This window comes from Pararhizobium sp. PWRC1-1 (assembly GCF_049897905.1).
Lineage (GTDB): Bacteria > Pseudomonadota > Alphaproteobacteria > Rhizobiales > Rhizobiaceae > Pararhizobium.
In genome coordinates this window covers 43,131-67,011 of record NZ_JAFCXE010000030.1, presented here as the reverse complement: position 1 = coordinate 67,011, position 23,881 = coordinate 43,131, and the positions used below count along the sequence as shown (strand labels likewise).

Annotated in this window: 23 protein-coding genes and 1 pseudogene; 15 read left to right on the top strand and 9 right to left on the bottom strand. The window is 56.6% G+C overall.

Features of this window, described 5'->3' with window-relative positions; all coding sequences use genetic code 11:
• Positions 1-25: 25 nt before the first annotated feature.
• The 3 genes from ACP7E0_RS31010 to ACP7E0_RS31000 form a co-directional block, all read right to left on the bottom strand.
• Positions 26-1,387: a glycosyltransferase family 4 protein gene (locus ACP7E0_RS31010; protein ID WP_426130735.1), complete on the bottom strand. Its 1,362-nt coding sequence runs from the start codon at positions 1,385-1,387 to the stop codon at positions 26-28.
• A 62-nt stretch (positions 1,388-1,449) separates the two neighbouring features.
• Entirely contained in the window at positions 1,450-2,583 is a 1,134-nt protein-coding gene (locus tag ACP7E0_RS31005) for an acyltransferase family protein (RefSeq protein ID WP_426130733.1), read from the bottom strand.
• Positions 2,564-3,262 (bottom strand): Crp/Fnr family transcriptional regulator, encoded by a 699-nt coding sequence (locus ACP7E0_RS31000; RefSeq protein ID WP_426130731.1) that lies wholly within the window; start codon positions 3,260-3,262, stop codon positions 2,564-2,566. The genes ACP7E0_RS31005 and ACP7E0_RS31000 overlap by 20 nt, the downstream gene beginning before the upstream one ends.
• A 297-nt stretch (positions 3,263-3,559) precedes the next feature.
• Between ACP7E0_RS31000 and ACP7E0_RS30995 the strand changes: the two genes are divergently transcribed.
• The 8 genes from ACP7E0_RS30995 to ACP7E0_RS30960 all read left to right on the top strand — a co-directional run bounded on the left by ACP7E0_RS30995 (position 3,560) and on the right by ACP7E0_RS30960 (position 12,272).
• Positions 3,560-4,189: a sugar transferase gene (locus ACP7E0_RS30995; protein ID WP_426130753.1), complete on the top strand. Its 630-nt coding sequence runs from the start codon at positions 3,560-3,562 to the stop codon at positions 4,187-4,189.
• Between the two features lie 232 nt (positions 4,190-4,421).
• On the top strand, positions 4,422-5,768 hold the full coding sequence (locus ACP7E0_RS30990) for a hypothetical protein (RefSeq protein WP_426130729.1): 1,347 nt from the start codon (positions 4,422-4,424) through the stop codon (positions 5,766-5,768).
• Positions 5,761-7,500, top strand: coding sequence for a Wzz/FepE/Etk N-terminal domain-containing protein (locus ACP7E0_RS30985; RefSeq protein ID WP_426130727.1), 1,740 nt, complete (start codon positions 5,761-5,763; stop codon positions 7,498-7,500). Before ACP7E0_RS30990 ends, ACP7E0_RS30985 begins: the two co-directional genes overlap by 8 nt.
• 16 nt (positions 7,501-7,516) lie before the next feature.
• Positions 7,517-8,152, top strand: a complete 636-nt coding sequence (locus ACP7E0_RS30980) for a class I SAM-dependent methyltransferase (RefSeq protein WP_426130725.1) — start codon at positions 7,517-7,519, stop codon at positions 8,150-8,152.
• A 2-nt stretch (positions 8,153-8,154) separates the two neighbouring features.
• A complete protein-coding gene (locus tag ACP7E0_RS30975; RefSeq protein ID WP_426130723.1) occupies positions 8,155-9,072 on the top strand; it encodes a glycosyltransferase family 2 protein in 918 nt (305 codons plus the stop codon).
• 122 nt (positions 9,073-9,194) lie between these two features.
• Complete coding sequence (locus ACP7E0_RS30970) at positions 9,195-10,355, top strand: acyltransferase family protein (RefSeq protein ID WP_426130721.1); 1,161 nt, start codon at positions 9,195-9,197, stop codon at positions 10,353-10,355.
• Position 10,356: 1 nt separating this feature from the next.
• On the top strand, positions 10,357-11,214 hold the full coding sequence (locus ACP7E0_RS30965) for a hypothetical protein (protein ID WP_426130719.1): 858 nt from the start codon (positions 10,357-10,359) through the stop codon (positions 11,212-11,214).
• Positions 11,211-12,272, top strand: a complete 1,062-nt coding sequence (locus ACP7E0_RS30960) for a glycosyltransferase (RefSeq protein WP_426130718.1) — start codon at positions 11,211-11,213, stop codon at positions 12,270-12,272. The genes ACP7E0_RS30965 and ACP7E0_RS30960 overlap by 4 nt, the downstream gene beginning before the upstream one ends.
• 50 nt (positions 12,273-12,322) lie before the next feature.
• Here the strand turns inward: ACP7E0_RS30960 and ACP7E0_RS30955 are convergent, their stop codons facing one another.
• Positions 12,323-13,159, bottom strand: coding sequence for a glycoside hydrolase family 16 protein (locus tag ACP7E0_RS30955; protein ID WP_426130717.1), 837 nt, complete (start codon positions 13,157-13,159; stop codon positions 12,323-12,325).
• A gap of 90 nt (positions 13,160-13,249) precedes the next feature.
• On the opposite strand from ACP7E0_RS30955, the gene ACP7E0_RS30950 reads away from it, so the two are divergent.
• Positions 13,250-14,815 (top strand): polysaccharide biosynthesis C-terminal domain-containing protein, encoded by a 1,566-nt coding sequence (locus ACP7E0_RS30950; protein WP_426130715.1) that lies wholly within the window; start codon positions 13,250-13,252, stop codon positions 14,813-14,815.
• A gap of 4 nt (positions 14,816-14,819) precedes the next feature.
• Positions 14,820-16,145 carry a polysaccharide biosynthesis/export family protein gene (locus ACP7E0_RS30945; RefSeq protein WP_426130714.1) on the top strand — a complete coding sequence of 442 codons (1,326 nt, stop codon included), beginning with the start codon at positions 14,820-14,822 and terminating at the stop codon, positions 16,143-16,145.
• 14 nt (positions 16,146-16,159) lie between these two features.
• Here ACP7E0_RS30945 and ACP7E0_RS30940 read toward each other — a convergent pair whose 3' ends face one another.
• Positions 16,160-16,420 (bottom strand): hypothetical protein, encoded by a 261-nt coding sequence (locus ACP7E0_RS30940; protein WP_426130712.1) that lies wholly within the window; start codon positions 16,418-16,420, stop codon positions 16,160-16,162.
• A 122-nt stretch (positions 16,421-16,542) separates the two neighbouring features.
• Between ACP7E0_RS30940 and ACP7E0_RS30935 the strand changes: the two genes are divergently transcribed.
• The 3 genes from ACP7E0_RS30935 to ACP7E0_RS30925 all read left to right on the top strand — a co-directional run bounded on the left by ACP7E0_RS30935 (position 16,543) and on the right by ACP7E0_RS30925 (position 20,285).
• Positions 16,543-18,024: an NAD(P)-binding protein gene (locus ACP7E0_RS30935; RefSeq protein WP_426130710.1), complete on the top strand. Its 1,482-nt coding sequence runs from the start codon at positions 16,543-16,545 to the stop codon at positions 18,022-18,024.
• A 141-nt stretch (positions 18,025-18,165) separates the two neighbouring features.
• On the top strand, positions 18,166-19,620 hold the full coding sequence (locus ACP7E0_RS30930; RefSeq protein ID WP_426130708.1) for a family 16 glycosylhydrolase: 1,455 nt from the start codon (positions 18,166-18,168) through the stop codon (positions 19,618-19,620).
• A 449-nt stretch (positions 19,621-20,069) separates the two neighbouring features.
• Entirely contained in the window at positions 20,070-20,285 is a 216-nt protein-coding gene (locus tag ACP7E0_RS30925) for a hypothetical protein (RefSeq protein ID WP_426130706.1), read from the top strand.
• A gap of 100 nt (positions 20,286-20,385) precedes the next feature.
• Here the strand turns inward: ACP7E0_RS30925 and ACP7E0_RS30920 are convergent, their stop codons facing one another.
• Entirely contained in the window at positions 20,386-20,667 is a 282-nt protein-coding gene (locus tag ACP7E0_RS30920) for a hypothetical protein (RefSeq protein ID WP_426130704.1), read from the bottom strand.
• A gap of 345 nt (positions 20,668-21,012) precedes the next feature.
• Here ACP7E0_RS30920 and ACP7E0_RS30915 point away from each other — a divergent pair, with 345 nt between their 5' ends.
• The gene (locus ACP7E0_RS30915) at positions 21,013-21,216 is read left to right on the top strand and encodes a cold-shock protein (protein ID WP_426130751.1); all 204 of its coding nucleotides are present in this window, start codon (positions 21,013-21,015) and stop codon (positions 21,214-21,216) included.
• A gap of 91 nt (positions 21,217-21,307) precedes the next feature.
• Here ACP7E0_RS30915 and ACP7E0_RS30910 read toward each other — a convergent pair.
• Both ACP7E0_RS30910 and ACP7E0_RS30905 read right to left on the bottom strand, forming a co-directional pair.
• Positions 21,308-21,658 (bottom strand): annotated as a pseudogene (locus tag ACP7E0_RS30910) (hypothetical protein); the annotation flags it as partial.
• 43 nt (positions 21,659-21,701) lie between these two features.
• Entirely contained in the window at positions 21,702-22,409 is a 708-nt protein-coding gene (locus tag ACP7E0_RS30905; RefSeq protein WP_426130702.1) for a hypothetical protein, read from the bottom strand.
• A 368-nt stretch (positions 22,410-22,777) separates the two neighbouring features.
• Here ACP7E0_RS30905 and ACP7E0_RS30900 point away from each other — a divergent pair, with 368 nt between their 5' ends.
• A complete protein-coding gene (locus ACP7E0_RS30900) occupies positions 22,778-22,972 on the top strand; it encodes a substrate-binding domain-containing protein (RefSeq protein WP_426130700.1) in 195 nt (64 codons plus the stop codon).
• A gap of 10 nt (positions 22,973-22,982) precedes the next feature.
• Here ACP7E0_RS30900 and ACP7E0_RS30895 read toward each other — a convergent pair whose 3' ends face one another.
• The gene (locus ACP7E0_RS30895; RefSeq protein ID WP_426130749.1) at positions 22,983-23,876 is read right to left on the bottom strand and encodes an intradiol ring-cleavage dioxygenase; all 894 of its coding nucleotides are present in this window, start codon (positions 23,874-23,876) and stop codon (positions 22,983-22,985) included.
• Between the last annotated feature and the right edge of the window lie 5 nt (positions 23,877-23,881).

Genomic DNA, 23,881 nt, shown 5'->3' with positions numbered 1-23,881 from the left:
TGTCGGTCAAGCCCCCTGGCATTTGTCACGCCCCCGCGATCAGATCGGTGTAGTGGTCTATGAGCGCGTCACGCCACTCCTCCGGGGAGGTCGCCAGCGGTGCTACTCGATGGAAGGCCTTTTCGCTCATGGCTTGGATGTCAGCCCTGGACATCTCGGCCAGATGCCGCAACGTTTGGACGAAAACAGGCACGTTGGAGGTGTCGCAAGCCAAGGCTATTCCCGCCGAGACCATCTCATCGGCAAGATAGGCCTTGTTGGAGAGCAGAACGGGAATACCGCTTTGCGAGGCCTCGACTGCGACAAGGCCGAAAGGCTCCGGATACCGTGTCGGCATAAGCAGGGCCCTGGCGTTGCGAATGCGATCGGCAATCTGAGCGTGGCTTTGCCAGCCGAGAAGCCGGACACCCTTGGCATGCCGCGAAAGTTGTTCTTTGAGCGGCCCGTCCCCAATGATCGTTAACGGAACGCCCGCTGCCGAAGCGGCTTCGACGGCATCCTCAATGCCTTTTTCAGGCTCCAGTCGACCGACAAAGAAAAAGTCCGAATTATCCTCGGCGCGAACTCGCTCACTGCAATAGGGAATGACCGGATTGCGCAGCGTGTGCAGCATCTGCGGCGAATAGCCGGATCTTTCGAAGGCAGGCGCCATCTTTTCATGCAGCAGAAGCACACGCCTTGCGGTTGCACCATTGCGAGGCATGAGCGAACGCAGCCTGGCAGATCGCCCGGCGCGCCAGATTTTCTGCGCGTAACTCCGCTTGTCGCAATTGCAGGTCAAGCAACCGAAACCAAGTGGCGAGCGCAAGCAAGCCGTTTGACGCTGATAGTCATAGAATGCGCCATTTGGGCACGCGAGAAAGAAATCATGCGCATGCAGAATGCTCCGGCCGGGGACACGCTTCAGCGCAGCGAAAATCGCCGGCGACATGATTTTTGACCAGCCATGAACGTGATAAACCGTGCCCGCCGTGTCATTGGCAGCGATCCAGCCTTCGAGCATGGCTTTGGCGCTCGTATTGTGGATGCCCGTTGCCATTGTGCGACCTCGGGAGCCGGTCAAGATATGTTCACCGCCAAGGGGTACGACTTCGACGCCGAGCGCTGCCAGTTCCGGATTTACTCCGTCGTCTCCGCAAATATAGGTCACCTGGATACGTAGCTGCCGAAACAGCTTCGCCGACAACACAGCGAGCCCCGTCCCGCCACCTCGGGCGACTGCGAGATCGTTGATAACCACCAGACGATCGATGACGTTTCTACCCTCGTGCTTGCAGACAACCTCTCCTTCAACATCTCGGTCGCTCCCGTTGCCGTACTTTTGAAGGATCGTGTCCGCATCGCCCTCACCGCGGGCCCGGCGCAAAACCGCAGCAGACGCGCTCACGTGCGCATCGCTTTTTTCTGAATACGCAAGATTGTCGACAGGACCATTCCGGAAGCGCGTGATCATGGCTGCCTCGCAAAAGGTTGCGCGCGCTGCTCGCTGGCAAAACCAGCAATTGCGGCCAAACCCAGGTTATCCAATAATTTTAAAGCAAGCAGCGGACCAAATATTCCGATCACCGTCCCGGACAAGAGGTGCAGAACTGCGACGTCGATACCCAAGTGACTGAGCGCTATCCGCGTACCGCTGACAAAGGGTACATGCATGCAGAAGATCGCAAGGGTTTCCTTCGAGATAGTCATGACCGGACCAGGTACGGAAAATTTCCGGATGCTCACAGCCAGATAGCAGGCACCGAGAACGACACTGCTTGCGCTCAATGCCGCGACGGTCCCGACCAGAGAATGATAGGAAAGATGATATCCTACCAAGGCTGTGGCAGCAGCGAGAAAACATGCAGCCATGAAAATTACGGCAATGGCGATGTACTTTCCAGATCGCGCTTCATCGGCGGCCTTCCGGCTTCCGTTTGACTGTACGGCTTGGGCAAAAAAAATCCCAAGTGCAAAGTAAATCTGATGTTCCGCGAACCTGATGAAATGCAGCCCCATCCCGGATTGCCGGTCGCTCAGGAACAGCAGATAGACCAAATGAAGCACCATCGACCAAAACAACAGCTGACCAGCTGTGCAGAGCCGGTATTCGATGACAAGACCTGAGACCGCCATGCACAAAACCAATGTGTACAAAAACCAGAAGATGCTGACAGGTTGGAACGGCAGTAGCAAAAAGCTGGTGAAAGCGTCAGCCGGACTGACCGGCGTGTTGGCAAGATTGGCCGCGAGAACGATAAGTCCAAGCAACACAACTGACCATATGAGGCAAGGCTGCAGGAGCCGTATTGTCCGTGCTTTCCACGTCTGAACAAACGGGCGCCGCCTTATGGATTGCGCAAAGAGCAACCCCGAGATCAGGAAAAATAGCGGAATATGGAAGCTGTAAACCACGAGATCGAAATCTTGCGCAGCCTCGCCCGTCATGATGCCCGCCGCGACCAGGCCACGCTCTGTGTGGCCGGCTACAACCAGCACCAGAGCAACGGCCCGTGCGACGTCGATCCAAGCCTGGCGCGGAGCGTGTGCGACCGCGGCACTCTTGCCATCGACGACCGTCCTGTCAGCAGATCGCGTATTCATAGAGCGCTCGCGGGTTTGTGATGGTGATCGCACCGGGCGAAAGATCGACTATCCGGCTGCGCTCCCACTCCCGCAGGCACCTGTTGACCTTTTCGCGCGATGCCGGAAGCATTGATGCCAATTCATGCTGCGAAATATTAATTGTCGCGGCCATACGGCCGCATTGGCTTTCGGCGGAATAAAGCCGGAGCAACGCGTTTGCCAGACGGGATGGGATGCTGACTGACGCCAGGCTAACTAGGCGATCTTCGAGGTCCTTGACCCGCTCCACCACGTAGTAGAGCACGTTCGCGCTGATCTCCGGATCGGATGCGATCGCTTCTCTGAGTATCTTTGCGTCAAGCGCCCAAATCTCGCAGGCGGTAAGCGCGTGAGCCTCAAAGGAAGGCTTTGTGCGTCGCAAAACATCGATCTCGCCGAACACGCTGCCGGGAGCCGGAGTATCGACCACGAATTCCCGACCATCCATTAGGTACGTTAGGATCTTAACGACACCACTATGTATTACTAATATATAATTTGCTGACTTCTCTCCTTGCGAGATAATGTCGCCTTTATCATAAAATTTAACCGTCTTTGTTTTCAGAAGCTTTTCAGTGAGATCCTTCCCAAGAATGGAAAGATATTCACTATTTTTTCTGCTATAGTATCTATTGATACTTTGGTCTGCATTTAACATAGCAAACTCCTAGAATACATTGAGCTGGATTGGAGTCCTGCCCCTCAGTATCTCCTCTAGTATTTTCGTTTTTTGCATTGCAGTAATTTTCCCCACTATGGCGAAAAAATGCATCTCTGCCTATGACCATGGTCACAGACAGCTTCCATGAAATATCGTTTCCTATGTTCAAATGTGTTCAGTTCTTTTTGAAATAGGGGGTTTCGAGTGACTAAATATCTTTGGAAAATTCCCACACTTGGATCAAGCACAAGTGTATTTAATGTTAACGAATCAAGGGTATCTGCAGCCGAAAACATATCCTCGGCCTTTCCCTCCACGGGAATATACAAGAGAGCTCTCGATGTCGTGGCGTCATGCGCTACGATAGTACTTCTATCTCCAGTTCTCGCCTCGGTTGCCATAATGGTAAAAATTTGTGATGGCGGCCCGGTACTTTTTCGGCACCGGCGCATTGGATTCGGCGGACAGACTTTCGAATGTCTGAAATTCAGAACAATGAAAATCGATGCTGAACTGCGTCTCCAAGAGTGGCTTCTTAAAAATCCTGTTGCGGCCGAAGAATGGAACGCAACGCAAAAATTGAAGTATGATCCACGCCTCACGCCGATCGGAAAGTCTCTGCGACGGTCAAGCCTCGACGAGCTGCCCCAGCTTTTCAACGTTTTTCGCGGCGAAATGAGTCTGGTCGGTCCCCGCCCTGTCGTGGCCGAGGAGGTGCCTCGCTATGGCCGGGATATCGCCCACTATTACTCGGTAAGGCCCGGCCTGACTGGCGCTTGGCAAGTCAGCGGTAGAAACGACGTGTCCTACACAGAGCGCGTACGGCTGGACACCGAGTACTGCACGACGTGGTCGTTTACAAAAGATCTGACCATCATGCTGAAAACATTGCCGGTTCTTCTCTCTAGGCGAGGTTCTTACTGAGCGTTTTTATTTCACTTTATGCCGGAGCCCCATGGCGTCCGGCCTAACGACAGGCCATACAATGATCGTAGAGCCTATTGGTATCCTCCTTGCTCTCGCCGGCATCTATACGATGGTGGCAGGCCTTACGGCTGGAATGTATCTTCTTTGCATTTGCACGCTCCTCGGGGCCGCAGCGGCGTTGATCCTGCCTGCTCTCGGCGGTGCCAACATCCAGCCGTCGCACTTCGCCTTGCTTTTCCTCACCGCTGCTGTCGTGCTGCGTCCCAAGACGCTAGCGGCAGCGCTGTCCTCTTTAAGCTATCCGGGCCCTGGGTTCTGGTTCACGCTTTTTGTGCTCTACAGTGTGTTGACGGCGCTGTTTCTGCCCCGGATTTTTGCCGGCGCAACGATCGTATATTCCCTCGCCCGCACCAACGAAATGCACAGGATCCTGAATACACCGCTCTCGCCCACAACGACCAATCTGACGCAGTCCATCTACATGATCGGCAGCTTCTGTTGCTTTGCGATTGTGGCTGGCTTCGGCCGTCTGGGCGGAATGGCAATCGTGGCGCAAGCTCTGATCGTCACCAGCGCCATCTGCGTCTTCTTCGCCATCGCGGACCTTGTGACATACGCCACCAATACGGCAGATCTTCTCTCTGTCATCCGCAATGCCAATTACCGAATGCTCAACGACGGCGATATCGAGGGCTTCAAACGAATCGTCGGCTCATTTCCGGAGGCAGGGGCCTTTGGCTACGTCGCACTGGCACTGTTTGCCTTCGTGCTCATGCTTGGAATCGAAGGTTTCCCCGCGCGGTTTCTGGGTACTATTATCGGCGCGCTTGGGATAGCGTTGCTGCTGTGTACCTCGACCACCGCCTACGCCGCAAGCGCAGTAACAGGCATCCTCGTCCTGTTTTTCTGCATTGCCCGTATTCTCAGAAACAACGCTACATCCCGCCATCTGACTTACATTGTTGCGTGCCTTTTCGCGCTACCACTTCTTATCATGATGATCATGCTGATCCCTTCGGTATCGGAAAGCATCAGCAATCTCATACACGCGACAGTTACCACGAAACTGGAATCATCATCCGGTGAGGAGCGGATGCGCTGGAATGCGCAAGCACTGCGCTCTTTCCTTGATACGAGCGGGATGGGAGCCGGCGTTGGCAGTATAAGGGCATCGAGCCTCGTCGTTGCGCTCCTTGCCAATGTCGGCATTCCCGGCACGCTCATCTTCTTCATCTTCCTGGCAAGCCTCGTTCGATCGGTGCTCCGGCGCCACGCGGACGGCGGTATCGAACAGAAAGTGGGGATTGCAGCAATGTTCTCCTGTATCGCGCAGGTTACGGCCGCGTCCATTTCCGCAGGCGCAATCGATCTTGGTCCCCTGTTTGCTATCACAGCAGGGCTCTCCGTCGCCTACGCCCTGGGGCCACTGCAGGCGCCGGTGGTTGCTGCGGGCGCGCCCTTTTTCGCATCGCCGCGCCTGAATGCGCGCCTCAAAGGTTTTGCTCCCGCTGACAGCGCGCTCTCCCTGCACCGAGGGACCTTCATGCCAGGCGATGGAGTGCACCGTCATGTATAACCCGCCAGTCTCGCTTGCCTATCCTGCCTCATCGGGTCCTGCGGTTCGAGAAAAGCCGCTGGATATACGCCAGCTTTTTCGCTTCCTTTTGTCGAACAGTCTTCTCATTGTTACCCTGACCGTACTTTTTGTTGCGATTGCCGTCATCTACGTCACCTTCACCCCGCCAACCTATGTCTCCAGTGCTCAGCTTATGTTGGAGTCGCAGAAGGCAACGGCGGCGGATGCTCAACGGACACTTGCCGAAGAATCCCTGGTTGAAGGTCAGATGGAAATCATGAAGTCCGCAGGTGTTCTGACGGCTGTCGTCGAAAGCATGGATCTCTCATCTGATGCTGAGTTCCAATCAGACTACTTACCGATCGCGGATTCTGTCCGCTCCATGCTTTCCGATCGAGCAAGGACAACTGATACCGCAGGAACGAAGCCTTCGCCGGAAGACGCGCAGGAAAATTACACGATTGCAACACTCCGGAGCCGGCTGTGGATTCGCCGGGTCGGCCAATCCACAGTCATCGAGATCTCCGCAGCTTCCAGCGACCCGCGCAAAGCGGCGCTGATCGCAAATGCCGTGTCCGAAGCGTATATTGCTCAGAATGTACAAATGAAATCGCAGGCAGCTTTTCAGTCCAGCGAATGGCTTGCCCAGCGAGTAGCCGACCTGCAGGAAGCCGTCTTTGCTGCCGACCGCGCGGTCATGAAGTTCCAATCCTCCGGCGATCCGGGAAGCCAATTCAAACTCACCGAACTGAAAAGCGTGGCGGAGACCCAGCACCGCCTCTACGAGACATATCTGCAAAACTGGTCAGAGGCCAAGCAGCGTATTTCCTACCCCGTTTCCGATGCGACCTTTGTTTCGCGGGCGAGCGTACCCATTGCGAAAAGCCAGCCGAAAAGCATGCTCCTGATCGCATTCGCCCTGATACTAGGGTTGAGTGCTGGCGTCGTGGTTGCAATCGCGCGACATTTCGGCAACCGTCTTATTACCTCGGCGCACCGCATAACAACTGAAATCGGCATTCCCTGCATTGGTGAAGTGGCCCAGGTAAATCGCGGCAAGGCGAAGCGAAAACTGTCTCCGGTTGAGTTGCTGCAAACCGGCGACCTGGCGGGAAAACCTGGCACACGAGAGTGGTTCGATCGTGACATGCGCGACCTCAGGGCAACGCTGGGCGGATTGCGCCGCAGCAGGAAAGCCAATCTTATCGGTTTAGTGGGGACCGAAGCCAAGGCTGGCGCGACTACACTGGCCTACAATCTCGCGCGCCTTGCAGCTGCCTCTGGCTCGAAGACACTGTTGATCGATGCGAGCGTGACCAACCCGACGCTCAGCCAGACTTTCGGCGAAGGACGCGCCGTGGGGCTGATGGAGGTGTTGAATGACTCGCGCGCGTACACTGATTTCATCAGCCGGATCGACAGGCGCTTCACCATCCTTCCGATCGGTGCATTTCGTGACGTGACGCCAGGCGAGCGCATCGGATCGGATCGCATTGCGTTCAGCTTTGCGGATCTCAAGGAGCGCTTCGATCTCATTTTGGTCGATCTACCCTCCATGCCCGAGTCTTCCGATGCAAAGTCGATCGCTCCCTATCTGGATGGATCGCTCATTGTCGCCCGGCACGGCCGGTCATCCTTCGATACCCTCGCAGAGATCATCAACGCGTTGCGGGAAGTGGGCGCCGACATTCTTGGCGTCGTTCTCAATGGAAGCCCACACCGCAAAAACTGAAGGAGAAGCAGTCATCATGAGCCTTGTCCAATTGCGCAACCATCCGGAACTAAAAGACCGCCTGAGAAAAACGCTGCAGTCCGTCGGGTATGAGACGGATGACTGGGTCCGTGTCATGATGTACCGCGATGCTTTCGCCTTTATCCGCGACCTCGGCCCGGAAAAACTTGATACACTGGAGATCTCCGGCGGCGTTCAATGGCGTCGCGAATTCGAGTTCAGATCCTACCGCACAACCGAATATCCAGGCTTCGACATCTGCAGCGAAGCACTGCCACAGCGGTTCGATCTGATCATTGCCGACCAGATTTTCGAACACTTGAAATGGCCGATGCGCGCAGCGCGCAACGTCTACACCATGCTCCGGCCGGGCGGCACCTTCGTCATCGCCACCCCATTCCTACTGCGCGTGCACGCTTCCCCGATTGATTGCAATCGATGGACGGAAACGGGCCTCTCCTGTCTGTTGCAAGAGGCCGGATTTGCCGAGAATGACATCGCTACAAACTCCTGGGGCAATCGCAGCTGCGTGCAGGCGAACTTCAAACGCTGGCAAAAGGCCGGGTTTACGGGATCGCTGAAGAACGAGCCGAATTTCCCGGTGATGGTCTGGGCCTTTGCCCGCAAACCGTTTCAAAGCACGGAGCAGTAGGCATGGCACTGGCGCGAGGATCAGGACGGAGAAGACCGGAGGGGGGAAACCTACGGATCGGTGTCGCCATTGCGACTGCCGACCGGCCGGAGGTCGTGCGCGAGACGATTGGACTGATCGCGCGGCAGCACCGCAAGGCAGACTCTGTGCTCGTTTGTTCGCCTAAGGCCGAAGATGTGGCGGGGTTGAAACAGACCTGTACGGATGTCACCCACATCATCGGTCCCCGCGGGCTACCACATCAGCGCAACCGGCTTATCGAGGCTGCCGGGGACTTCGACATCCTTTTATTTCTCGACGATGATTTCATCATCGCGGACGACTACCTTGCAGAGGTCGAGGCCGTGTTCTGCGACTATCCCGATATCGTGATGACCACGGGACGCGTCGTCGCAGACGGCATCATCGGACCCGGATTGTCGTTTGAGGAGGCCCTACGGCGGCTGTCGCTTCCATCATTGCCGCAAGAAGTCCGTCTTCGTGACGTCTATAACGGCTATGGCTGCAATATGGCGGTCCGGCTCGAAACCGTTAGAGCGAATGCCTTGAGGTTTGACGAGGAGTTGCCCCTCTACGCTTGGCTGGAGGATGTCGATTTCAGCCGCAGCCTGGCACCGCTTGGTCGCATCGTGCGCACAGAACGCGCTTGTGGCGTTCACCTCGGGGTGAAGTCGGGGCGGCAACGCGGCGTGCGCCTGGGCTACTCCCAGATAGCCAACCCCTGCTACCTCATCGCCAAGGGAACCTGTTCCTGGAAAAAGGGGCTCCACCATATCGGCAGAAACTTCGCCGCCAATCTCTACGGTACATTTCGTGGCGAACGGTCGGTCGATCGACCGGGCCGGCTTCTCGGTAATTTCAAGGCCATCATGGATCTGTTCATGCAACGCCTCGCGCCGTCGCGCGCGCTCAGGCTTTAGGAGAACGGTGATGAAGCTTGGCAGTGGGTGCAAGCGGATCGTTTCGATCTTCCAGGCAATAGAACTATCTGGCACGGAACGCACCAGCCCTTGCGCTGCAGGCTTGGCACGAAAAGGGGGGCATGATGCGTAAGCTTACTGCTCTTCAAGTAATGCGTGGTATCGCCGCCAGCCTCGTCGTTGTCGATCACAGCATTCTGCGCCACGTGGAATGGGCCGATTATCCGCTGATCATGAAGGTCGCCGCTCCCTATAGCGGCACCCTCGGTGTCGCTGTCTTCTTCGTTATCAGCGGCTTTATCATGATGCACACTGCCGGAAATCAATTCGGGAAGAACGGCGCTTCGCTGACTTTCCTGCGCAAGCGGATTGTGCGGATTGTGCCTTTGTACTGGGCAGCCACCGCCCTGGAGGTCGCGCTACGGCTGCGTAAGGGCGGCGTGATTGACCCGCAGGCGCTTCTGGCCTCTCTATTCTTCATTCCAGTTCCCGTCGCGCCGGGAGACTACATGCGCCCACTTCTCGGCGTCGGCTGGACACTCAATTACGAAATGTTCTTCTACTGCATTTTCGCCGCCACCCTGCATTTCAGACGGAAAGTCGGTTTGATCCTACTGTTTTCGACATTAGCCGGGCTGGTGGCTATTGGCGCGATGTATAAACCGCTTGGAGATACGTCCGCTCCCCACACCGTCCTCACCTTCTGGACCGACCCCATCATCCTGCTGTTTGCCGCCGGCGTGGCAATCGGTCTCCTTGAGGAATCGCTGCGCGGAACAGCGAGCAGCGTGCATTCCATTCCGATCGCAGCCGTGATGCTGCTAATTTGGGCGACGGTATTCCTCTGGATAGTCGGTTCCTACCCTGTTCCATTGGCATGGCAACTCGGCGGCTGGGCCGTGTGTATCCTTTCAGTAGGACTGTGTGTGTTTGAGAAGCCCGTCCAGACAAACCTCGCGTGGCGTGCTGGAACACACCTTGGGGATGTCTCCTACGCGCTGTATTTGTTCCATTTCTTCGCGATCGTTGCGGCGGAAAAGGTCTGGTGGCTGCTTTTGGGCCGGGATCCTTCGATCCTGTTTGTCGCCGCCGCCTATTTTTCTTCCGTGGCTGCAGCATATGCCATTCATCACCTGTTCGAGGTGAATCTCATCCGGCTTTTCACCCCACGCTCTGGTTGCTCGGAAATTGCACTCCGCACACCGGACCCAAACTCCAATGCAACAGCACCGCAACCTGCGCCGACGCTGCAAAAGCCTGCGCATCACTACGGGAGAAAGTAACATGCGTCACGCAACCTGGAGCGCAATCCAAGGAAACGCCGCCGCCATGCGGCTTTATCGATCCTTTCGACACCTCCCCGAGCCGGTGCGCGCACCCGCTCGCTGGGCAGTTGCTCCGGTCTGGCAAACCGCCTGCGCACTTGTCAGGCACCGGACCGGCGACGTGGTGCTGACGGGTCCGTTCCAGGGAATGAAACTCCATCTGAGCCCCGTCTCGAGCAGACACCTTCTTGGCTATCTGCTCGGCACACAGGAATTGGAACTGCATCCCGTCGTTGAAACCGTCATACGCAACGCGTATCGCACCGTGATTAATGTTGGCGTTGCCGATGGATACTATGCAATCGGCTTCGCGCGTCGCATGCCGGCAACACATGTGATCGGTTTCGAAGGCCTAGCTGAGCATCACGAGCCGTTCTGGCACACAGCGCGAACCAACGGCGTTGCCGACCGGATCACAATGCACGGATTTTGCGACATCGCGGACCTTCAGAAGGCTCTTGCCGGAACCAGCTCACGCTCGCTCGTACTCTGCGACATCGAAGGCGGTGAAAAGGTCCTTCTCGACAACGGGAAAATTCCCGAACTCAACCAAGCAGACATTTTGGTCGAGACACATGACGGGCTTGTCGCCGGGTGTAGCAAAGCTCTGCTTCAGCGCTTTTGCGAAACGCATGACATTACGTCGATCTACGCCCGCCCCCGCACGGCCCGCGATTTCCCGGCAAAAAAACTGCCGTTGATCGCCAAATGGCTGCCTCGCACCGCGGTCGAATTGATGAACGAACGGCGGACCGGCGTCCAAGAGTGGCTTTTCATGACGTCGCGCCAGCCGGCAGACAAGGAACCCTCGTCATGAGCTTGCTGCTCGCCAGCGGAACGCCGCACCTGCCGCAATTGTTCGGCGGATTGGAAATCAACACGCACCAGATTGCGTTGGAATTGAATGGACGCGGCCACAGGACGGCCGTTCTTTCCAAGCTCTCCCTGCGGGATTTTTTCGGTGCGGCGCTCTTTCTTGAAAGCCGGGCGCGCTTAAGCGAAATCTCGGTCGATCGTACGCTCGGCTATGATGTCTATCGCTCCTTGAAGCCATGGAAGGATCTGCGCGGCCTTGCACTTCCCAAGGTCGTGGTCGTGCAAAACGGTAACATGGTGCAGATGGGACGCACCTTCCGCAACCGGGGCATCTCGAGCGTGGCCTATCTTCACGGCCTTGAATTCGATACCGGTCCCCGTGCGTGGCGTGAAACGGAGGGCGAGCTCCCGTTTTCTTCGTACATCGCCAATTCGAGCTATACTGCGGCGCGCTTCAAGTCGAAATTCGGCATCGAGCCCGCGGTGATCCCGCCGATATTCCGTCCCGAACATTATCGTACGCCTGGAAACGGCAAATACGTGACGTTCGTCAATCCCGTACCGGTCAAGGGCCTGGATCTGGCGCTTGCGATCGCGGAATTGAGCCCCGGCATCCCTTTCCTGTTCGTTCGCGGCTGGCCACTTTCCTCAAAGAGCGAAACGCAATTGAGACGCCACCTCGCGCGGCTCCCCAATGTACGCCTCGTCGCGCGCAGCGATGATATGAAACGCATCTATGCCGAAACGCGCGTTCTTCTTGTTCCCAGCCAATGGGACGAAACCTGGGGCAGAGTTGTCAGCGAGGCTCAGTTCAGCGGGATACCAGTCCTCTCCAGCGATAGTGGAGGTTTGCCGGAATCGGTCGGTCCTGGTGGTGTCCTTCTGCGCCGCGACGACGCGGCGGAACTGTGGGCAGAACAGTTGCGCCGCCTGTGGAGCGATTCCGCCCTCTATCGCATGAAACGGGAGGCGACCCTTTCACATGCAGGCCGTCCGGCGCTCGATATCGGCTGCCAGATGGACCAGCTTGTCGCCATCACCGAGAGGGCAGCAGCATGACGCGCTCCTCTCGCATGCAGGACTTGGCCAGTTCTCGTTCGAACATCCCATCAATCCGGCGGCATAGTCCAGACGCGAACATAATCGACATCCATCACCGAAGGATTTGGCGTTTTGTCGATCGGCCAGCCAGCGCCGAGCCCGAGATCGATCAGGATCGTGAAGGGATGCTCCAGTTCGCGCGGTGTTTCGATGGACCACACTTCCTTCCTGTCCAGGAAATATTTTATCCGATCTTCCTGTATGGAAACGCCGTAAGTATGGAAATCCGTCGACAGTGCTCCGGCGACTACCGGCACACTCTGGTGGAAACTCTTGCCGAGTGCTGGTGTCTTGCGGTCCCAGATATGAAGCGAGGCGGTGTATTGGTTGGGAGCATGGCCGTAATGCTCAACCACATCGACCTCGATGGCTTTCTCCGCTCCGCGGCTGGTGAGCCAGAACGCAGGCCAAACGCCTTCGCCGGCCGGAAAACGGGCACGCATCTCAAAATAGCCGTAGAGCTGCTTGAACCCATCTCCATTCGCATCCGTCGAAGCGAGCAGACCGGATTTCCATTTTCCATCGGCAGACTTTCGAGCCTCGATCCTCAGCACCCCGTTTTTCACCGTAAAGGGAAAGTCGGGGACCGGGTCGGTGAACTGGGCATCGCCAAAATCTCCATTCCACGGCGTGTGCGCCGTCCAGCGGGTACCCGGCCCCCGGGCGGAAACATCGAGCCAATCAAAGTTCTCGTCGAAATCCAGAGCGAAAGCGTCGGGATCGATCACGTCGGCCCGGGGGGACGCCGTCGACGGGAAGTAAGCCGAAGCGGCAAGCACCGCCACACTGACACAATAAATTTTTAAAGATACTTTGAAAAACAAAGTCATGATGACATCCCTCACATCACATTATTAATTCAATAAAGTATATTTATGTTTTAATCAAATCTTTTTAAACTTAAGTGTGATTAAATATACAGAAAAGGCACTACAATGAACAGCTTTGCAAGCAATTCTTTGTTTACTGCCGCAGCAGGACTTGCGACTGTATTTGCGAGTTTTGTGAGTGGTGTAATTGTTGCCAACTTGCTGGGCGTTCACGGGGCCGGCATGGTTGCTTTTGCAATATGGATCGCGGCAATGCTCGCCCCGATCATCGACGGCGGAACAGCCTTGAGTGTCGGACGGTTCCCTGCCGAGTTGCGGGGACAGGACAACAATGCCGCCGCCCACGCCTTGCCCGCCGTGTTAGCAAGGCGCCTGTTGCTCTACCACGTGCTCGGCGTTACCGCCCTCGCAGCTTTCTATTCGACCGGAACGGATGCCCCTCTCGTCTCCCAAGATCTTTCGGGACATGACTTCACCGCCGGCATTCCCCTGATCGTTATCGTTGTCGTCGCCGCCTTGACGTCGCTTCAATCATTCGCCCTGTTCGGCACCGCGCACCTTCGCAGTTCCCACAGGTTCCACACACTCGCGACCCTCGCCTGCGTGTCGATGGTCGCACAAATCGGCGCTGTCTATGGAGGTGCGCATTTCTATGGCGTCGCGGGCGCACTTGCCGGTTACACCGCCGGACAAGTCTGCCTCGCAGCAGCCACCCTCTCCGTTATCTGGCGCTCCGGAAACGTATCTCCTTCCCTTACCAGCGAGGTGTGGCGATACGGACGGTTTTCCTGGGCAGCCAATGTCTGCAACACCTTCGTTTGGTCACGCATCGAAATCCTATTCCTTCAGGTCTTCTGGAGCTATCGGGAAGTCGGCTGGTTCAGCGTAGCGCTGGCTCTTTCCGGCCTTGCTTCGCAAGGACCACTTCTTCTGACCGGCGCATTCCTGCCCATGCTGGCGCGAAAACATGGGCAGGATGACAGGGCCGGATTGCAATCTGCTTTCACAAAGGGAACACGCCTGCTGGCAACGCTTGCCCTTCCAACTTGCCTTGGAATGGCGGCTGTCGTTCCAAGTCTCGTAACCCTTCTTTATGGCCCGGAATTCGAACCTGCCGCCCCGGCAGCGATGGTCATCGTTACGGCAGCCGCCTTCACGATTACGACGGTCATCGGTTCCCATCTCGTCAACGCACTGGGACGCAGCGACTTCATTTTCTTTTCGTCGCTTTCCGGCGCCCTGCTATCAGCGATTTTCGGCTTTCTGCTGATCCCGGTCTTTGGCCTGGTCGGGGCGGCAATCTCGCGCGCCATCGTTCAACTTGCCATGGTTGCGGTCGGCCTTTGGTTTATCACCACGCGACTCGGCTTTAGCTTTCCGTTCGGTGCGTTCCTGCGCATTCTTCTCGCCGCGCTCGCAGCCGCGGGTGCCGCGTTTGTGACCATTGGTGCCATAGGTCATCTGCCGGGACTGTTTGCAGCCATTGCGGTTGCCATTTTCACTTACGTTCTGTGTCTCCGGCTGTTTGGCGCGGCACATGCAGACGACATCGCGCTGGCGCGCCGCTTGAGCGCACCATTGCCCAAACCAATTGCGCGAATGGCCGACATTGTTTTGTCCTTCATCCACCCGGGATCCACGAGGCCCCTGATCATCACGACCACGAGGTGAAACCATGCGCAGCAGAAATCCGAGAACCGGCTATTTCACCCACCTTCTGACGTTTACAGCGGCGAACCTCGCTATGTTGTTGCCAGCGGCAGCTGACCCGTACCGGCTTGTTACCCAGGACCGGATAGCCTTGAGGGTGGTCGAATGGCGTCCAGGCGAGGCCGAGGCTAAGGATTGGAGCGTTCTGAATGGCACCTTCATGATCAATGACGATGGCGCCATCTCGATCCCGCTCGTCGGCGAGGTCACGGCTATGGGCTTGACGACAAAGGAGCTGTCGGCCCGCATCGCGATCCTTCTGCAGCAGAGTGCCGGCCTGGCGAACACGCCATCAGCGGCCGTGGAGATCGCGCAATACGGGCCTATCTATATTGCCGGCGCCGTCGACAAGCCAGGACAGTATCCTTACAGCCCTGATTTGACGGTGATGAAGGCGATCAGCCTCGCAGGCGGTCTCGAGCGAGAACGGGATGCCATAGGCTCCCGGCTGGAACGCGACCGGATCCAGGCCGCAGGCACCCTCGGGGGCGCTGAACTTGATTACAACGGCCTATTGATGCGTCGCACGCGCCTCAAGGCTGAGAAAGAGGGGAAACCGGATTTCGAGACACCCGATGAGTTACGTGGCGCGGACGGCGTCGATGCCATCCATGCAGAGGAGCTCGATCTCATGAAGTTGCGCCGCATCGAACTCGAAAGCAAGATTGCAGCCGCCAAGGGTATCGGCGATCTCTACATACACGAGATCGAAACATTGCAGAACAAGATCGGTGCCCAACAACGGCAGGTCGAGCTGGTGAAGAAGGAGCTGTCCAGCATCAATTCGCTCGTCGATAAGGGCCTTATCCAGAGCTCGCGTCGCCTTTCACTGGACAGGGACGAATCGGATGCAGAATCCAAGCTTTTGGACCTCGATTTCCAGTTGATCCGTGCCCGGCAACTTCTGGAAGAGAACAGGCGCGATGCCGAGGAGCTCGTCAATTCGATGAATTCGCAAATCCAGACGGAACTGAACGAAGTTGTCCGGGACATCGCCAAGGCCGATCTTCAAACAAAGGTCGCTCGCCTGCTTATCGAGGAAACTGCCTACGAGAAGCAGCGCCAAATGCTTGACGAAAAAAACGACGACGACGCCATCCGATTTCAAATCGCGCGGCGCGGCGAAAATGGGGAAACGGTGCGGATCGACGCCTCGGCCGATTCAAAGATCGAACCACGCGACCTTGTGGAGGTGATCGCTGCCCCCTCGAACGGCTCAAAACTTCGGGCGGCCGTGCCAAGCTTAACACCGCACGATCTCGCCTCTACCAACAACAATCCGAAGAATTAGAAGGTCGGCCTCGATCAGCCACCCTTCTTACGACAGGAATCGATACACTGCTGCAGCTTTGGGCAAGGCAAGAGAACACCGGCCACATAAGCAAACTGCATCACCAGGAATAATTCGAGCACCGGCGCAAGTGACGCGAAGGGAGAGCCGGATTGATATGTCAGCATGAGGTAGATCAGGCTGACAAGCACCGCGAAGATGTAAAACGCACCGATGCGCAAAATTAGCGCCGCAGCAAAGGACACGAGACCCGCCAACACCAGTGCAACAATCATCCTTTCACATCCTCGTTAAGCATGCCGCATGTCGGCAGAAATCGATCCGGAAGAAGGCATACCATAAAACGGAAGCTTAAAGAGAGAGACCCAGGGATCGCCATACGTCTGAATGTCTATACTTGACCTATTTCGCGCCATACATGCCGATTTTTACAGTCTTCGAGCAGTTGTTATATTTTATGGACCGAATGGAGGCGCAGTTGATGCAACATGCCGAGAATGAACCACGGGTGTATGATTACATCATCATGGGCTGTGGGATCTCTGCCTTGACCGCAGCGAAACACTTGCTCGATAAAAACTCGGTCCTAATCCTGGAAAGCTACAGGGTGCCGGGAGGCAACCACCAGTCCTATTTGATCGAGGGGATGGAGTTCGATATCGGCGCCATCTGCTTCAATACCACCGACGAACAGTTCAAGCATTTTCCCGAACTGCTCGGCTCGTGCATACCCAAGGCTGTCGAGGTCAAGAAGATCTGCACCAACGGCTCCCTCGGGCAATACCCCTTTGACTGGCACACGGAGGCGTCGTCGCTGAGCTTGGTCGAACGCATATTTTGCCTTGTCAGCCTGCTGTCATGCCGTTTTCGCAAGGACAGACAGGACGATGCACGCAGTTATGCCCAGTCGCGGATCGGCGATTTTCTGTATCAGCGCGTCGGCCTCGACCTTTATATAAAACGTCTATTCGGGGTCGATGCGGCAGATATCGACTACGATTTCGCCTTGAAACGCATGCAATGGCTTTCCCGCGAGACCTCGCTCAGATTTCGCATTGCCAGGTTCATCCGGAGACAGAGGAAAAAAATCCCGCCGTGGGGCGAGACGGTAGTGAGACCGCCCGGTGGATTTGGTTGCTACTATGAAAAGGCTCGTTGCCGGTTAAGAGATGAAGGCGTCGAGTTCGTTTTCGACGAAAAAGCGCTGAAGATTGAAACCACAGCCGGTATCACCGCGGTGACCACGGCGAACAGGACGCATCTCGCCAAAAAACTAATCTCGACGATACCTTTGGATGAAGCGTCGGGGTTATGCGGGTTGCCGGAAACAAACCTGCCGACTGTCACGCTTGTCAGCCTGTTCGTGGCGCTGCGCGGATCCTGGTTGCCGGGCTGCTCCATCCTCTATAATTTTCACAAATTCGGGAACTGGAAACGTATCACCGTTCATTCCGACTTTTACCCCGGTCCAGGTTCCTACGACAAGCACTGCACGGTGGAAATCACCGTCCCGCCTGGGATGATGGCGCCGGCACCAGCGGAGGCATTTGCTGATGTGGAAGCGCACCTTCGTGCCATGAAAATCATCGAGGGGGAACTCGTCCTAATCGGCAGTTCCGGACTCAGGAATGCCTACCCAATTCCGGAAAAAGGCTTCAAGGCACGCCGCGATAGAGCGATCGCCCGGCTGGCGTCCAAGGATGTGATCTGCCTGGGACGGCAGGGCAAGTTTGAGTATATCCCGCATTCCAATGTCGCCGCCAAGGAAACGATCACCACCTTGGAAAAGGCGCTAGAACCTGCGCAGCTGCCCCAGCAACGAGAGCCAGCTGGTGTTGAGTTGCGCACCGAATTGCCTCCGTTACCTGTTGCGACGTGACACCGGTCCCGCTGCAGGGCGACGTCAAGTCAAAGGTGCAGTTGCAATATACGCCACTGTACTGGCCGTGCGATTTTTACCGCAGTTTGAAGCTTTTGGCGCGCCTCTTAATTGTCTTTCATAATATTTTGCGAGGAAACCATGCCCGTACCACTCAACTATTCCATTGTCTTTGCTGATGAATTCAATCGTCTAAGCGTTGCCAACACAGCAACGGCAACGGCCAATTGGTACACTGCACAGGCTTGGGGTGGGGGCTTTGGCAGTGCCCAGTTCCTGCCCGCGGGTGGCAACAATTCGCCGTTTTCGATCGTCAGTCAGGGAGGCCAAACTGCACTACAGATCGAAATGACGCGGAACGCAAAAGGCCAACTCCAGAGCGGGCTGATCTCGAATACATTCCCGGACGGAACGAGCGCCACACCTCAGGACGGTAATCCCTATGGATACTATGAAATGCGCGCTTGGCTGCCCGCTGGCCAAGGTGTTTGGCCCAGTTTCTGGGCCAGCGAGAAGGAACGCCTCTCAACAGCGAGAGATCACGTTTTTGAAGTTGATGTGCTGGAACAGCACGGCAGTGCGGTACCGGATCGATACGCCAGCATCCTGCACGACTGGAATTGGAATGGGACAGTGCTGGAAGGCCACACCAGCCAGTATCATCACGACGTCGTCGGCACCGGCGTTATGACGACCGGGTGGCATACATACGGCGTCGAAATCAAACCCGATATGATGATATTCTCCTTCGACGGCCGCGCGCATTTTTCCATTGCGACACCAGCGGGCCTCGATACCGACCTGATGTTCATGATCAATCTGGCCGCAGGTGGCGGCTGGCCGATCGATCCAGCACTCAATCATCAGAAGATGTACATCGACTATTTCCGCGCCTATGAACTGGACGACGCAGGCCCGCCACCACCCGGCGTGCTCGTGGGCACGAGTGGGAACGACATCTTCCACGTTTCGGCGCCTACAACTGAAATTAAGGAACAGCCCGGAGGCGGCTTCGATACCGTTTACGCCACGGTATCCTACACATTGCCCGACAACGTCGAAAAATTGCGATTCTCCGGTCCGGGAGCCCTCCAGGCGACCGGAAACGGTGGAAGTAACCAGCTCTATGGCAATGTCGATGACAATCGCTTGTCAGGCTTGGCTGGCGATGATTATCTCTACGGGGACGCCGGCAACGACACACTCCTGGCAGGGGCAGGGAACGATAAGCTGTTTGGCGGAAACCAGAACGACTTGCTAACCGGTGGTCTTGGTATCGACCGATTGGACGGCGAAGGGGGAGCCGACACGTTTCATTTTCATAGCGTAGCGGAAAGCCCATATTCCGCAAGGGACACCATCATCAGCTTTTCCGGCGCGCAGGGAGACCGTGTCGATCTGGGTGCGGTCGACGCCAACACGTTTGTCATTGGTAATCAGGCTTTCACCTTCATCGGGTCGAGCGCCTTTACCGAGGCAGGTCAGGTCCGTTTCACCAACGGAGTGCTTTCGGCCGACGTTAATGGCGACAAGATAGCCGATTTCGGCGTCACCATCGGCACGTCGTCTCTAGAGTCCGGTTTTCTGTTTCTTTGAAGGTCTTCAACGGTGGAATCTACGCCGCCAAACCGTGTCATCGACAGTGATGGATAACCTCACTCAGATTGGCCTAAATGGAAAGTAGCTCTTTCATACCCCTGAGAAAATCGCTTCAAGGAGACTTGCCCAAGCCGATTTGGCCCGCTGGAGTTCGCCTCGCACTGTTCGACGCTGGCGGATACATACAGGCGCATGCTCTTCATGTTGACGCATACAGAATGGGTGGCGGTCGCGTTCCAGCTGCAAGGCTCTCCGCCGGTCCGGCGGCAGCCAGTCTTGCATAAGTTGGCGAAAAGGCAGACTTCATCTCGACCGACGAGGCCGCCGCGCAGCTTCCAGCTTAAAAATACGGGACGTCCGAAATACAAAAATACTGCTTTTCAAATCTGGTACGCGTTGCGGCCAGCCGATATGCTCGTCCGGACAGACGAGCCGGAGGGGAAATCATGGTCAGCTTTGCAGTTACGACTACGCAGAACATTGAAGCAGACTCCGCCGAGGAGGCTGCCTTGCTTGCTTATCAGGCGCTCACGAAGGGTCCGGCACCCCTCCTCTATTCGGTAATCGACGACAACAATGTGATCGTCACGATCGAATTGGATCGAGCCAAGGCCGTGGAGTTCGCAGCAGTGGATCACACCGCAGATCCAGGCAACTGGTGAGCTCGGAAGACCTAGGCGCGCTTGAAATTGCGGACGAGTTGGCCAACGATGCAATGCAGCAGAACCACGGCTCTGCGGTGCGGCTACGGACGGCGTCGGTTCAATGAACCAGTTTCTTCTCTGGAGCGCCTAACTCATGCGCCTGCATCAACTGGATTCCATGTTCCAACAACAAAGCTGCAGCCTGGACATGATCCTCCGAACGATCCGCCGCACAACCGATAATCGAATACGCGATCGACACCGCATTCGCGGCTAGTCTGGCATCCCCCTGTTCCAAGGCTTCATCGGCCATCGCGCGCAGAGCATCGACCACAACGGTCAACATGCCCGAACGCTCATTCCAGCTCATTTCAATCAACGTCTTTGGCATCGTCTGCATGACTTCTCCATCGCGCGCATGGGCTCGCACAGTTTAAGCTGTCGAGGCGCGGCAAGATTGGGTGCTCAGTGAGTGTGCTTGACACCTCATATGGGAAAGGACGCTCCCACTCGCAATCGATGATGCGTGTTCTATCCGCAGGGCTGCCCCGCTTCTTCTGCAATCCTGTGACCGTGCGCACACGCCGGCAACCAATCTTGCAGCCCTCTCGCCATCGGCGAAAGGCTATCGTCGGCGAAAATTCCGAGTTTGCCAAGAAATCCGAAGTTCAGGAGGTTGCGGACGAGCCACGTGAAATCTATTCTGCATGCAGCAGCGCTGGCTGCACAGGATAAAGGATTCAAAATGGCTACTGGTACGGTAAAATTCTTCAACGAAGACAAAGGTTTTGGCTTCATCACGCCCGAGAATGGAGGTACCGATGTGTTTGTGCATGTGTCGGCGCTTCAGAGCGGAGGCTCACTTCGCGAAGGTCAACAAGTAAGTTACGATGTCGGTCAGGATCGCAAAACTGGCAAATCGAAAGCTGAAAACGTCCAGACGATTTGACGAATATGGGTGTGATCCACGATTGTGTATCACACCCCACAACGTAAACGAGGGCAGTGGCTGCTTGGCCATTTGCCCTCGCTGGGGCGCAAACGATTGCTACGCGTTCGCCAAACGGCGTGTCATCATCAAAATTACGCGTGCCAATCAGGTTGCTTTCTCCGGACAAGTTGGCAGGAACGGGTTCATCCGCGTCCATTGCAACTTCGCGATCTCCTTCCTCATCCCGCTGCGATTCGGCGTCGGCATCACCTTGCGGGCTGCCTTCGTTTGACGCCTTGTTTTCCACGTGCCTCTTCTGCGCGATCTGATCGGCTGTGATCTGTGATTGCCGCAATGCCACCCAGGCATTATCCGGTTCAGATGTGATCGAAGGGCTCGTTTCGACTTTGGTGACTGAAGGCGCCGAAGTTGCGGATATGGATGAAACCGGACTGACCACAACGTTCTCCTCGTCTGCGGGGCCTCGAGCGACCGGGTGATCGTCAGCCTTTCGGATCGGCGTCGAGAGCAGAAGGTGCGGGCTCGCGGCGACGCTTGGGAAAAAGTGATGTGACGTTGGAGTCTTCGTCGTCCTTGAGAACGAAACCTGCTTGGCGGCGACGACTGCGAGCGGCCAAAATCCTGTCGATACGGCCCTGAAAGTCCTGACGCGGATCGTAGTAGGATGGCCGCTCAGGTTTTGGAACCGCGTATTCGGAGGAAATCGTCTCGATCAAGTCAAGCGCGTGTATACCCAGCCGGGAAAAGTCCTCTTCCCGGCGCTCGAACAGATCGTCGAAACCTGGCGGCACAAAATCAAGTGAATCGAGGCCGTCGAGAACATTGCGGATGCGGTTCGGCATCCACAAAAGCTGTTCGGCGATGTCTGGTTTCATGACAATCCACTCTGCATCCCTCGGCAGGAAGAGACGCGGATCTTCCGCATGGAATACGAACTCGGTAGGATCCGCGGGGTTGAATTCCGCAGTATCATTGACCGCCGCATGACAGGCCCCGACGAAATCGTCGAGTGCGATGACTGAGCGAACTGCAAGCTGCCGGGCTTCCAGGGCTGATGCCCCGCGTTGCACGGACCGACCTGCTACCTTTTGGGAAAGCGTCGCTATCAGCCAGCCCGCAACTACGCCTGCCAGGGTCAGGCCAGCGCCAAGCAGGACAGGTTCAATGCCATTACCCAGAAATTCGTTCAATATGGAGCCCCTCTGCGTGTAACATACCCAAGATGTAGTAGATGGACCGCTTTTCAACAAGTGGGGCGCAGCAGAACCCGGCTAGTGAATGGCTCCCTGGCTTTTAATAAGTGATCCAAACCCTCGCATTATGGGCCCATAGTTCAGGGCTTTCGTATTAAGGCCCGAGCCCACGTCCCAACGCCAGATTGCCCACGCTCCGACGCGCGTGGATTGCGCCTCTGACCGAGCTGCGATGCTGGCGTAACAGCCGCCACGATAAATCGCATGGAACGGAATGGAGAAGTGCTTCGACTCGCGGAGCGCCTTTACCAGCTCCCCGATGCCGCGCTTGAAGCCAGCCATAGCCTGGCCGAGGCAGCCAAGCGTTGCCAAAGGGGGCGTCCGCCTTGTCTCGGACCTCGCGGCCGAAACTGACCACCGTCCCCATCCAGCAAATTGGCGCCGGACGCGCCGCAGCCGACATCCTGCTGCGGCTGCTGAATGGCGAAACGGTGGACGACATCGAAACGGTGTTGCCCGTCGAACCGGTGATACTGAGAGCACGGCCCCAATGCCCCTGAGGCAATCGTCCTAACCGCTCTTTTCGCCATCACGGGCGAGAACGAAATCGTGTTCGACCTCCCAGAAATCCGCACTGAATTCGTACGTCCTGGCGCGGTCCGGATCGTGCGTGTGCCGGAATTCGGCGAGCAGACTTTCCTTCACCCCGAAGACCGCGTCCGAATTGATATAGGGATCGTCGGGATCGAAAATATGGGTGATCAGCGTCTCGAAGCCGTCAGCCTTGATGATGTAGTGCAGGTGCGCCGGCCGGTTAGGATGGCGGCCGAGATGATCGAGCATCTGGCCGACCGGGCCGTCGTTCGGGATCGGGTAGTATTTCGGCTTGACGGCCCGGAACCAATAATGACCATCAACACCGGTGCGAAAGACGCCACGCAGGTTAAAATCCGGCTGGATGCCCTGCTGTTGCACGTCATAGAAGCCTTCGTCATTGGCCTGCCAGACATCGATCACCGCATCCCTGATCGGTTGCCCCGCCGTATCGAGAATACGGCCGCCGATCACCATGTCCTCGCCCTTGGCATCGAGGCAGATATTGGCGCCCATCGGCAGTTCCGGCGCGCCCTCGACATGGAACGGTCCGAGCACCGTGCTTTCGGATGCGCCTGACGGTTTGCGGTTGTTGATGGCATCCACCAGCATCGAGACGCCCAGCGAATCCGAGAGCAGGATGAACTCCTGCCGCCACTCGTTGCACATCTGGCCGGTGCGCGTCAGGAACAGGATCGCTTGCATCCATTCGTCTTGGGTCGGCTCGATCTCCTTGACGGCCTCATGCAGCTTGCGCGTGACCACATCCATGATCTGCTTCAGTCGCTCGTCCCCGGCGTTCCTGTTGCGGCCGGTCACGACCTCGACGGAATTCTCTTCGGTAAAGAAGCCCTTTTCATGCGCGTCCATCATGC